Annotated in this window: 12 protein-coding genes and 1 pseudogene; 3 read left to right on the top strand and 10 right to left on the bottom strand. The window is 60.9% G+C overall.

What is annotated here, in order from left to right; genetic code table 11:
* Together VJX68_RS03040 and VJX68_RS03035 are read left to right on the top strand one after the other, a co-directional pair.
* Positions 1 to 771 (top strand): integrase core domain-containing protein (locus tag VJX68_RS03040; protein WP_324094172.1); only part of this gene is annotated, 771 nt, incomplete at its 5' end.
* Between the two features lie 15 nt (positions 772 to 786).
* The gene (locus tag VJX68_RS03035) at positions 787 to 1,422 is read left to right on the top strand and encodes a hypothetical protein (protein ID WP_324094171.1); all 636 of its coding nucleotides are present in this window, start codon (positions 787 to 789) and stop codon (positions 1,420 to 1,422) included.
* 300 nt (positions 1,423 to 1,722) lie between these two features.
* On the opposite strand, the gene dmpG is transcribed toward VJX68_RS03035, so the two are convergent.
* The 10 genes and pseudogenes from dmpG to VJX68_RS19260 form a co-directional block, all read right to left on the bottom strand.
* Positions 1,723 to 2,742, bottom strand: coding sequence for a 4-hydroxy-2-oxovalerate aldolase (gene dmpG / locus VJX68_RS03030; RefSeq protein WP_324094170.1), 1,020 nt, complete (start codon positions 2,740 to 2,742; stop codon positions 1,723 to 1,725).
* Entirely contained in the window at positions 2,739 to 3,665 is a 927-nt protein-coding gene (locus VJX68_RS03025; protein WP_324094169.1) for an acetaldehyde dehydrogenase (acetylating), read from the bottom strand. The genes dmpG and VJX68_RS03025 overlap by 4 nt, the downstream gene beginning before the upstream one ends.
* On the bottom strand, positions 3,665 to 4,444 hold the full coding sequence (locus VJX68_RS03020) for a 2-keto-4-pentenoate hydratase (RefSeq protein WP_324094168.1): 780 nt from the start codon (positions 4,442 to 4,444) through the stop codon (positions 3,665 to 3,667). Before VJX68_RS03020 ends, VJX68_RS03025 begins: the two co-directional genes overlap by 1 nt.
* Position 4,445: 1 nt before the next feature.
* Positions 4,446 to 5,282, bottom strand: coding sequence for an alpha/beta fold hydrolase (locus tag VJX68_RS03015; protein ID WP_324094167.1), 837 nt, complete (start codon positions 5,280 to 5,282; stop codon positions 4,446 to 4,448).
* Between the two features lie 26 nt (positions 5,283 to 5,308).
* Positions 5,309 to 6,199, bottom strand: coding sequence for a biphenyl-2,3-diol 1,2-dioxygenase (gene bphC, locus VJX68_RS03010; RefSeq protein ID WP_324094166.1), 891 nt, complete (start codon positions 6,197 to 6,199; stop codon positions 5,309 to 5,311).
* Between the two features lie 19 nt (positions 6,200 to 6,218).
* On the bottom strand, positions 6,219 to 7,031 hold the full coding sequence (gene hcaB / locus VJX68_RS03005) for a 3-(cis-5,6-dihydroxycyclohexa-1,3-dien-1-yl)propanoate dehydrogenase (RefSeq protein WP_324094165.1): 813 nt from the start codon (positions 7,029 to 7,031) through the stop codon (positions 6,219 to 6,221).
* Between the two features lies 1 nt (position 7,032).
* On the bottom strand, positions 7,033 to 7,584 hold the full coding sequence (locus VJX68_RS03000) for an aromatic-ring-hydroxylating dioxygenase subunit beta (protein ID WP_324094164.1): 552 nt from the start codon (positions 7,582 to 7,584) through the stop codon (positions 7,033 to 7,035).
* Between the two features lie 8 nt (positions 7,585 to 7,592).
* Positions 7,593 to 8,960: an aromatic ring-hydroxylating oxygenase subunit alpha gene (locus tag VJX68_RS02995; protein ID WP_324094163.1), complete on the bottom strand. Its 1,368-nt coding sequence runs from the start codon at positions 8,958 to 8,960 to the stop codon at positions 7,593 to 7,595.
* Positions 8,961 to 9,058: 98 nt separating this feature from the next.
* Entirely contained in the window at positions 9,059 to 9,697 is a 639-nt protein-coding gene (locus VJX68_RS02990) for an IclR family transcriptional regulator (RefSeq protein WP_324094162.1), read from the bottom strand.
* 45 nt (positions 9,698 to 9,742) lie between these two features.
* Positions 9,743 to 9,919 (bottom strand): annotated as a pseudogene (locus VJX68_RS19260) (helix-turn-helix domain-containing protein); the annotation flags it as partial.
* A gap of 533 nt (positions 9,920 to 10,452) precedes the next feature.
* Between VJX68_RS19260 and VJX68_RS02985 the strand changes: the two are divergent.
* The gene (locus tag VJX68_RS02985; protein ID WP_324094161.1) at positions 10,453 to 11,466 is read left to right on the top strand and encodes an LLM class flavin-dependent oxidoreductase; all 1,014 of its coding nucleotides are present in this window, start codon (positions 10,453 to 10,455) and stop codon (positions 11,464 to 11,466) included.
* Positions 11,467 to 11,516 lie beyond the last annotated feature (50 nt).

Here is an 11,516-nt window from a genome sequence, read left to right as displayed (position 1 = left end):
GAACTCCGGCAGTTGATTCGCAAGATGGCGCGTGACAACCCTTCATGGGGCGAGGAGCGGATCGCAAACGAGCTGCTGCTGAAGCTTGGCCTTCGGGTGTCGCCGCGAACGATCCGGAAGTATATGCCGAAGTCTCCGCCGGCGATGGGTATACCTCGGGGCGACCAGCGTTGGGCGACTCTTCTAAAGAATCACGCACGGGGGATCATCGCCTGCGATTTCTGCGTCGCAGTGACCGCCACTTTTCGAATCCTCTACGTGTTCGTGGTAATCGAGCATGCCTCACGTCGACTGATTCACCTCAATGCGACGGCCCATCCCACCGCAGCGTGGACTCTGCAACAGCTGCGAGACGCCATCCCATTCGACCACAAGTATCGTTTTATCATCCATGACCACGACGCGATCTTTTCCGCCGAATTGGACGCTTCACTGACTCACCTCGGCCTCAAGGCGATCACCACGCCGGTGCGCGGCCCGCAGGCGAACTCGCTTTGCGAAAGACTGATCGGGACTCTGCGGCGGGAGTGTCTGGACTGGATTATTCCGCTCAGCGAGGGACACCTGAGAAGAGTCCTGGTATCGTGGAGGAGCCACTACAATAGAGGCAGACCACATTCAGCCTTGGGACCAGGCATTCCCGATCCGAGGTTGGCCGACCTGCGAGTCAAACCCTTCGGCCACCGCCTTCCTCTCGGTCATCGAGTGGTGGCCACACCGATACTGGGCGGACTCCATCACGAATACAGCTTGCAGAAGCTTGCGGCGTGACGCTCCCGAGGAACGATGCTGGTGGGGAAGATTCCGTGGCAGGGTGTGTTGCTTTCGGTGCAGCCACGGATCCGATTGACCCGCTCGTTCGATCAACGCAGCCATACCTACCTGGGTTACGCGCTGAAGGTAAGCGGCAGAATCGGAAGTGAAGCCCGAGAATTTCTCGTCGGTGTAGGGCAAGGCGCGCACACGAAACACCACTTTCGGGCCGGGAACGCCGTATCCGGTGATGCGCTGCCGGTTCCAGATCCGCGGTTGGAGACGGTTGAATTCTACAAGGTCAGCAACTTGAAAGTTGGACTACCTGAGCCTGAGGACGAGGCAACGCCACCTCCGTGGCGCGGTGCTCCACCGCCGCTTGCGGTCTACCGCGAGCGCGGTCATCGGCGGCTCGCCGCGCGAACCTTCCAGCAGAAGTGCTGGAGCTGCGTCTGGGGATGCCGGATGCCGGTCGAGATGATTATTGATCAGTGGAATCCGAGTCGGCGCCGCTACCGAACCGAGACCTTCTGTTACGGTCCTCTTTCCTGCCCGCTGTACCAGTCCGGACCGGTGCGCACGGTTCCTGGGCGCCGCCGTGGAATGACCTATACGGAGGAGGGCTGGGTTGACGATGAGGCGACTTCACATCGCCGACCGGAGGAGTAGAACAAGCCTAGGCACGACCGCTCCTGTTCAGGCCCCGACCTCGCTAGATGCAAAAGACCTCACCATGCGAGTTCATTGGCCGCCATCCGAATAATTTTGCGGAGCACAGGCGGTGCACTTTCGCCTCCGACCGCACGCCTCGATTCGTATCACTGGCGCCCACACTGCAACGGCCTCTTTCAGACCCCGGCTGCCGCCTGAATTAGAATTCGCCACACACACGGCACAAATTCCGGTTCAGATGAATTTTTCGTTGGGACAGTCAGCGATCGGCTCGTGCGGTGTTCCCAAGCGATGCTGTCAAGAATCTGTCGGGGCACGACGCTGCGAAAGCTCGAACGCAACTTCGATGATCATGTCTTCCTGGCCGCCGACAGCTTTGCGCCTGCCAACTTCGGTCAGGATCTCGCGTGCGTCGACGCCAAATTTTTCCGCCGCGCGTTCAGCATGCCGAAGGAAGCTGGAATATACTCCGCAGTAGCCGAGCGTCAGTGCAGCGCGATCGATCATCGTCGGCTTTTGCATGACCGGTGGCACCAGTTCCTCGGCGACATCCATGAGCTTGAAGACGTCGAGGCCGGGATTTTTGCCGAGGCGATCGAGCACGGCCGCGAGCACCTCGGTCGCGGTGTTGCCGGCGCCTGCGCCGAACCCTCGCGCGGCGGCGTCGATCCAGGTTGCGCCCTCTTCGATCGCAACTAGCGTATTCGCGACCGCCAGCGAGAGATTGTTATGGCCGTGAAACCCGACTTCGCACTTGAGAGCGTCGCGCAGCGCTCGCACGCGCTCGCGCGCTCCATCGACGGTTAGTGCGCCTGCCGAGTCCGTCACGTAGACGGCGTGCGCGCCGTACGATTCCATCAACCGGGCTTGCGCTGCGAGATCCTGCGGAGAGCTCATGTGCGCCATCATTAGGAAGCCGCCAACCTGCATGCCGAGCTCGCGCCCCAGACTGATGTGTTGCTGTGCGACGTCGGCCTCTGTGCAATGCGTTGCGACGCGCACCACTTCGGCACCGAGATCGCGCGCAGCTTTGAGATCATCACGCGTGCCGATTCCCGGTAGCAGCAGAACCGTCAGCTTCGCGCGCCTCAACACCGAGCGCGCGGTGCGAATCAATTCAAATTCGTTGACGCGCGACATCCCGTATTGAATGGACGAGCCGCCGAGGCCGTCGCCATGCGAGACTTCGACCATGTGCACGCCGGCCTCGTCCAGACCGTGCGCGATCGATGCGACCTGCTCGCAGGTGAACTGATGCCGAATGACGTGCGAACCGTCGCGCAGCGAAACGTCGCAAATTTTGAGTTGCTGATTCATACGCGCTCCGCCGCCGCTTGCTTGTCAGGCTTGAGGCCAACGAGATTGCGCGCGGTCTCTTCGCCGACGCGAACCGCCGCAGCCGTCATGATGTCGAGGTTGCCGGAGTAGCGCGGCAAGAAGTCCCCGGCACCTTCGACTTCGAGCATCACCGTGACCTGGTCATCATCGAATAGCGGCTCAGTGCGCAGACGATAACCAGGAACATATTGCTGCATCTCGCGCACCATCCGCCGAATCGACGCGGTGATCTCCTCGTGGGAGGCTCCGGGCGCGAAGCGAACATAGATCGTGTCGCGCATCATGATCGGCGGGTCTGCCGGATTCAGCACGATGATCGCCTTGCCGTGGCGCGCGCCGCCGAGGCGCTCCAATCCGCGCGCTGTGGTCTGCGTAAACTCATCAATGTTTTGCCGCGTGCCGGGACCGGCGCTTGCCGACGCGATCGTCGCCACGATTTCGGCGTACTCGACCGGAGCGACACGGCTCACGGCCGCGACAATCGGAATCGTCGCCTGCCCTCCGCACGTCACCAGGTTGAGGTTATCGGTGCCGAGCCACTCGCCGATGTTCACGCTCGGCACGACGTACTCGCCCACCGCGGCGGGAGTGAGATCGATCGCGATGATGCCGGCTTCGCGCAGCCTGGGCGCATGCTTCAAATGAGAATGCGCGCTGGTTGCATCGAAAACGATTTCGGGAAGTGGCGCCAGCGACAGGAGGCCATCGATGCCATTCTCGTAAGTCTTGATCCCGGTGGTGCGCGCGCGTGCGAGGCCCTCCGAATCGGGATCGATTCCCGCCATCGCGACCAGCTCCAGCGCCTCGCTGCGCAGCAGCTTCACCATCAGGTCAGTGCCGATATTGCCCGAGCCGAGAATTGCGCATCGCACGCGCTGCGACGGCTTTCCGTTGCATTCCATCAGACGAACCTTATGCTGACTGTTCCAAGATGGTCAACGCGGGCGACGATCGAGTTACCAGCCGCTACATCGACTGCGCGGCACAGAGCTCCCGGTATGATAATGCTACCGGCGGCCAGGGCCTGCCCGAACTCTGCGAGTTTGTTTGCGAGCCATGCCACAGGCTCCGCCGGATGCCCGAGCACGGCGGCCCCGACTCCGCTCTCGACGGCGGCCCCGTTCTTCTCCAGCGTCATGCTGACCTTTGCGAGGTCATATGCGGTCGGCGAAGACTTTTCCGCGCCGAGCACGACGCGCGCCGACGAAGCGTTGTCGGCTATCGTGTCGGCGAGCGTTATCTTCCAGTCACGGATGCGTGTGTCGATTATCTCTAGCGCCGGCGTTACATACTCTGCCGCCGCGAGCACGTCCTCGCGCGTGACGCTGGGGCCGCGCAGTTCGCGCGCGAGTACGAATGCGATCTCGGGCTCTACCCGCGGCAGCATCAGCGAATCGACGCGGCATTCTCCGCCGCTTGCGAGCATCATGTTGTCGAACAGGTGGCCGAAGTCGGGCTCGTTGACGCCGAACATCTTTTGCATCGCGATGCTGGTGAGACCGACTTTGCGCCCAACGATCTTGCGCCCGCTCGCGACGCGCCGATCCACGTTGAGCATTTGGATGCGATAAGCGTCGGCGGCAGTCATCGCGGAACTCGCGGCCTGCGGATCGACCGCGACACGGTCGCGTTCGGCGCGCTCCAGCCGTGCGGCGATCTCTTTCATCGTGGATGAATCCATCTCAGTCTTCGCTGCCCAGGAAATCGCTGACGAGCCGGTTGAACTCGGCGGCTTTCTCCCACTGCGCCCAATGTCCGCATTTGCCGAACACGTGCAGGCGTACGTCCTGCAACTGATTGAGCAGGAAGAACGAATGATCGAGGGTCACGGTGCGATCGTCGCGTCCCCACACGACCAGGGTTTTATTCTTGATGTTCGCAATGTCCTTCCAAAAGGGCTCGAACACGGCCCGGTTGCGAGGCGACAAGATTGGATTCGCGAGCAGATCGGGTTGAATGCTCGCTTCGTACCGCTCTTTGATCAGTTGGTCGGTCAGCGCTGAAGCATCGTAAACCATCACGTTGAGAAACGCGCGCAACTTTTCCATCGAGGGACCCGGCGGGGCGTAGTAACCCATCAGATGCTTGATGCCCTCGGCCGGCTGTGGCGTAAAGAGCGCCAGCGAGGGTGCGCCCATCAGCACGATTCGCTGGATGCGATCGGGATAGTCGAGCGCGAATTTTATCGTGGTGGCACCGCCCAGCGAGTTGCCCACGAAGTGTGCGCGCGGAATGTCGAGCGCTTCCATCAGGTCCTTCATAGCCTTCGCCATAAAGGTGAGTAGTCCACCTTCGACTGCAGGCTTGTCGCTTTTGGCGAACCCTGGCAGGTCGGGGAGGATCACACGATAGCGTTGGGCCAAATGATCGACGTTGCGGCGATAGTTGCTCCAGCCTCCGGCGCCAGGGCCGCCGCCGTGGACCATGATGAGGGCAGGTCCTTTGCCCGCCTCATGGTAGTGAAGCTTGAGCGTTCCGGCCTGAATGAATTTGCTGGTTGCTTCCTCGGTGAGAGCCATGTTTCCTCCGTGCGATTGCGATTGAACTAGCGTTCCATCCCCGGCCGGCGATGGCCCCAGATGCTGGGGGCGTGATGCTTCTGCACGTGCCAGGTGGCGTCATCGACCTCGCGCGCTCCCCATCCGTATTCGATCTCGAATCCCGACGGCGTGCGCAAATAGAACGACAGCATGTGGTCGTTCGTATGGCGTCCGAGTGTCGATGCGATCTCGATCTTGCGGTCCTGCACCAAATACATGGTTGAGCCCACGTCATCGATTGATCGCACCTGCATCATGATGTGATGCAGGCGCTTGGGCGCGGGGATCGGCACCAGCGCGAGGGTGTGGTGGCGCGGGTTGCAGTGCATGAACGCCATCGTCAGCTGCATCCCGCGGCCAAAGTTCATGTCGATGGTATCGGTTATGCGGAAGCCGAGTCCGTCGAGGTAAAAACGCAGGCTTTTTTCGATGTCTCCGACCGCCATCACGATGTGACCCAAGCCCTGCTGGCCGGTGACGAATCCCGAGATTGGGCGCGGCGACTGAAACGGCTTTTCGAACTGAATCGACGGACCATAAAACGCCTCGCTCGCCAAGCCGTTCGGATCGGTGAAGCTGATGAGTTCCGTCACGCGGCGAAGCTTCGCATGATCCGCGGTGCCGGCGTTGACCTCCACGCCGATGGCGCGCAGGCGCTCGGCAACCTCGCGTAGTCCGGCCGCATCCGCGACTTCCCATCCGGCGTAAGCGATGTCGTCCGAGTCATCGCGATGGAGCGCGAAACGATACTCATACTCGTCCATCCGCAGCAGCAGGCGGCCGTCGTCGGTGCACCCAGCACTCTGCAGGCCGAGAATTTGTGTCGCGAAGCTCTCCCACGCGTCGAGGTCTTTCACCCCTAATCCGAGATAGCCCAGGCTGCTTATTGCGCTCATCTATTTGATGCCTCCGTGCTTAAAGATTGCGGCCTCCCGCGGCGTCAACGAAGCCGCGGATACCGATTCCGCCCTCGCAGATGATCACGCCACCAGTCGCGGTGGAGGAATTTTCCGCCGACGCCAGCAGCACGTACGATCCCGTGTAGTCACGCGGCTCGGCCAGTTTGCCGAGCGGCAGCCCGCGCTCGACCGCTGCCTTCAACGGCACCGATGCGATGGATCGATCAGCCATTTCGAGCGAGCGAGGACCGCGCAAGTCGGTCGGGATCGCGCCGGGCGCAACTCCGTTGACGCGAATTTTCGGCGCGAGTTCATACGCGAGCTGGCGAATCAGTCCGACCACAGCGTGCTTCGAAGCGGTGTACAAAGGCCCGCCGCCGCACGGATAAAAGCCCGCATTCGAGACCGTAAAGATGATCGAGCCGCGGGTCTTGGCGAGTTCGCGATAGGCGGCCTTCGCACCAAGCAGATAGCCTTTCACGTTCACGGCGAACAGTTCGTCGAACGCCTGACCGATCCTATCTTCGGGCAGGTCGACCAACGACATGTTGAAATCCCAGATTCCGGCGTTGCCCACGAAGCAGTCGAGTCGGCCGAAGCGTCGGATTGTTTCCGCAACTGCGCGATGGTTGTCGGCGAGAACTGTCACGTCGCCAACCACCGCCTCGACACGATCTCCGAACTGCTTCGCCAGTTCGGCGCTCCGCTCCTGGGCGCGGTCTAGGGTTGTGACGTTCGCGCCCTCATCGAGAAAGCGCTCGACGATGGCTCGGCCCAGCCCGGATGCGCCTCCGGTAACAAGTGCCACTTTGTTTTCCAGCCAGCCCATATCAGAAAAAGTTGCTCAGGTTACGCGACAGCAACACGGTCTGTTCGAGGAAAATCTTGCGGTCGACGATCTGGAAAGATCCTTCCACTCGGCGCAACACGTCGCGTCGGGAACCGATCCAGGAGGTCTCTTCAGAATTGAGCCGCGTGCGATAGAGGTGAAAGTTTGACTCCACTTCAAACGTGCGACCGTCGTCCTTCAGAATTCGGATGTTTGTAATCAAGTGGCGCGTGCGCGACGGCGGATCTTCAGCCCACGAGCGGCCCGATCCGAGCTTCTTAATCCGCCCGGCGAGCAGCGTCTTGGTGTCATCGAAGAACGCCATCTCACCCGGCTTGGTAAATTCCTTGTCCAGCTCGCGCTGCATGCGGGTACGTCTGATCGGCATGAAGTAACGCGCGTCGTCAGCGAACAGCGCGAGCCACTCCTCGTAGCGATGCGAGTCGAGCAGGGCCGCCTCGTCGTAGTAGAAGCGTTCGATCTCGTAATGCAGGAGCATCGCCGCAATACGGTCCTCACGCGGGACCGCTTCCATCTTGTTGGCCGTCTGCATGGGTTCCCTCAAATGAAATCGCCGGGCGTGGTGACTTTCTTCAGTTCGTCCCAGCCGAGACCCTTCATCCACTGCGCCCACGAATGATACGTCCACAACTGGCCGTGCTCGCCGGTGAGACCTTCTACTCGCGAAAGGCCGCCTTCCTTGATGATCTTGCCGCGGCCGAGGCCCATGGTGAGCTGATGCTTCATCCGCCTGCTGGCGATGCCACGCGTCTGCGCGGTCGCCTGCGCCCAATTCTCGCCGTCGTCCTGCTCGAGTACGCCGCCCGGCCCGAAGATGCGGGATGCGATCGTCACCATGAAGTCGCGCGTCTCGCGCGGCAGGTTGCGATCGACAAATGTGAACCACCAGATCTCGGTATGACCGGGATCGCGCGGTATTCGCAGCGACAGTTGTACCGAAACTGCGATCCACGTCGTTGGAAAAATATTCGGATGCCCGGCGACTTCCACGCCGACCGGTCCGAGCGCGGCACGAGCTTGCGCGGTAGTGCGCCAGGTTTGATCGAACACGGCACTGCCCGAAGAAGATGCGGTGGGACCGCCGATTGCGTGTCCGTACTCGCCGAGCACCACGACCTGATCGAACTTCGTTCCGCTGATGCCGGTGGCAGGCAGGTCGAGGGCGGCGCCGCTATCCATGTTCACCTCGCTCAGGTCGATCTTCTCGCGCTCGGCAGCGTTTGGCGCGTCCGTACCCATCACGCCCGGCTGAAATGCCGAGGCATGAGTGACCTGCGGGTGATACCAATCGAACAGATTGTCGACCGCGATCTTCCAGTTGCAGTCGATGATGAACTTCTGGATGCCGGGCACTACGACCATGTCGCCGCGGGCGGCGATCTGATCGAGACCGAGCCGGCCGGTGGCGCCGAGGAATTCTTCCAGGGGCGGCGCCGAGGCGTCATGGGTGCCGAATGTAAATCCCTTGTAACTGGCTACCTGCGCGACTTGAGCCAGCCCGTGCCGTGATTTGTCGAGCTGCCCGTCGTAGAAGGTTTTGAATCCTGGAACTCCATTAAGGCGGCCGTCGATTCCGTATGACCAGCCGTGGTAGGTGCACAGAAAATTCTTGGCATTGCCTTCCTCGGCGCGACAGACAGCATTGCCCCGATGGGCGCAGGTATTCAGCATCGCCTTGATCGAGCCGTCTCTCTGGCGGACCACCAGAACGTTGTCGCGGCCCATCACCGATTGGAAGAAATCACCTGGCTCGGGAATCTGCGACTCGTGACAGAGGAACAACCATGAGCGCGCGAAAATCCTCTGCATCTCGAGCTCAAAAATCTCCGGGTCGGTGTAAATGCGACGGTCCACTTCGCCTCGTTCGAGCGAGACCAGTTCATCTATCTCGGTATTCGCGAGAGCCATATGGAATCTCCCTTAGAAATGAGCCCGCCGGCTCTGGAGTTTGGGCGTTCCTGATGGAGATCGAGTCAGCGGACGTACTGCCTCGAAGTTCTGCGTTTTCATCGAAGGCCACTATTCAGCCTCGCCGCGTGGCCGGAGATTTTTCTGATCGCGGTTTTGTCCGCTCCATTCGGCATAACGCGGTAGCCTATCGCCGCCGAGATTTCGTCAGCAGCCTGCACCACGTGGCTCGCGAGCCCGGCGATCCGTTCCTTGGTAACTCTTATTGACGGCCCGGCTATGCTGATGGCTGCGATTACCTCGCCTGCGTGGTCTCTGACCGGTGCGGCGACGCATCGCACTCCTTCTTCGCGCTCCTGGTCGTCAACAGCGTAACCTTGGACGGTCACCTGCCCGAGATTGGCCTTCAGCTCCTTACTCGAGATCAAGGTCTTCCGTGTGAAAGGCTTCAGTGGAGTGCTGGCAATGTACGACTCAATCTGCTCCGGCGTGAGAAATGCGAGGATGGCCTTGCCTACCCCTGTGCAGTAGGCGGGGTTACGCTGGCCGACGGCGGACGGAATTCTTAACGTGCGAGTACACTCCACCTTAGCGACATAGACGACGTCGGAACCGTCGAGTACGCAAAGATGCGCAGTCTCACCCGAGACGGTGGCAAGATGTTCGAGCGTCGGATGCGCGTGCCGCTCCAGAGCGAACCGTCCGGCGGCGAGCGATCCGATCTCAAACAGCTTCAACCCCGGATGATAGCAACCGGATTCGGCGTCAAACCCGATCAGCCTGTGCGCACGCATAGCCTCAAGAAGCCTGTAGAGCGTGCTTTTGTGTAGCCCGGTAGCCGCAACGATCTCGACCAACCGCAGGTCGGTCCGCTCCGGACCGAAGCATTCAAGAATACGGACCACACGATCGAGGACTTGGCTGGAGTACGTGCGCGCGCTTTGGATAGGTTTCAACATATGAAACTCAACTTCAACAACTGAATCTTTGCATATGCCGAACTAGCTCCGATTGTCAAATGAGAAATCGACGCTCGACGACACTCACCTCGTCCGGCGGGCAGAATGTGCAACCGACGAACACCGGCTGGGGGTTCAGAATGCACTCTTGCTCTCAGCACTGTGGGACTCAGCTTTCGATACCAGCTTGATAACCGTGGTTTAGTGCTTCGCGATCTTGCTGCGAGCAGCTAGCACCTGTGTGTGGCGAATTACTGATTTCCCCAGAATCAGCAATTCGCCACACACACCCTTCGTTCGCTAGGCTGACGCGCGGGATTTTGGCGACAGTCGAACATCAGACGCAGATTTGGAGTTCGAATCTCCACCTCCTCGGCGGGCGGTCGGCAACTTAATTCTGTCTCTTCGGAATTGTGCGAGGCGGTGTTCGTGCTTGAGTCCGATGAAAGCTGCGTTCGAGGGTTATTTCCTGATGAACACCATTCCTGTGATATGAGTCTCGACATTGGGAAGAGGCGCTGCGGAGTTAGATCATGAAAGCGGGAGTGCTCCAGTTCTTTAGTTGGCCCGAGCGGCGGGTCGCGATCGAGGCGGTTTACGAGCGCGCCCTGCAGCGAATTGAAATCATGGACAGGTCGGGCTACGACTGCGTCTGGCTCGCGGAGCATCACTTCCACACCTTCAGCGTATGCCCCTCGGTGCACATGATGGGCCTGCATGCGGCATCGCGCACGCGCCGGATGCGCATCGGGACCGCGGTGTCGCTCGCCGCGTTCTATCATCCGCTGCGGCTCGCCGAGGAAGTCGCGCTGCTCGATATCCTGTCCGGCGGCCGCGTGAATTGGGGCGCCGGGCGCGGTTTCGATCCGACTGAATTTCGCGCTTTCGGGGTGCCGGTTGAAGAAAGCGCGGCGCGGTTCCAGGAAACCGTCGATGTGGTGTTGCGGGCGTGGCGCGAGGATCGCCTCACCTATCACGGCCGATATTTCGATTTCGAAAATATCGAAGTCCTGCCCAAGCCGATGCAGAAGCCGCATCCGCCGACCTGGCTCGCAGCGTCGTCGCCGCAGGCCATCGAGCGCGCCGCCGCGAGAGGATTCTCGATCCTGATGGATCCGCATTCGTCGGATCGGGAGATTGCCCGCAAGCGCGAGTTGTATCGCTCGGGCCTGGAGGCGAATGGCTATTCGATCGCGGGACGCGAGATTCCGATCGCGCGTTTTGTCGCGCTCGCGAACAACGCACGCGAGGCCGAAGACGTCGCCCGGCGCGGCGCGCAATGGCTGGTCGCCTCGTATGCTCATCAGGGGCCGCCGCCGACGCGCCCGCGCGAGGGCGCGCAAGTTCCTGCCGAAGCCGTCAGCAACACCCCCGAACGCTACATGAACGGCGTCGTGATCTACGGAACGCCCGATGCGGTTTGCGACCAGCTCGCCCGCCTGCGCGAGACGATGCCGCTCGAATACATCTTATGTGCGCCGCTCAGTCATGAGTCGTTCCTGCTCTTCACCGACAAGGTGCTGCCGCGTATCGGTTCTAGCGGCTGATCACTTCTTGGCTCCCGGTTTGATCAAGCCTCCGCTGGAGGCGCGCCCTC

The organism is Binatus sp. (SeqCode) (assembly GCF_035272065.1).
Classification (GTDB): domain Bacteria; phylum Desulfobacterota; class Binatia; order Binatales; family Binataceae; genus Binatus.
This window is presented reverse-complemented; position numbering and strand designations above follow the sequence as displayed.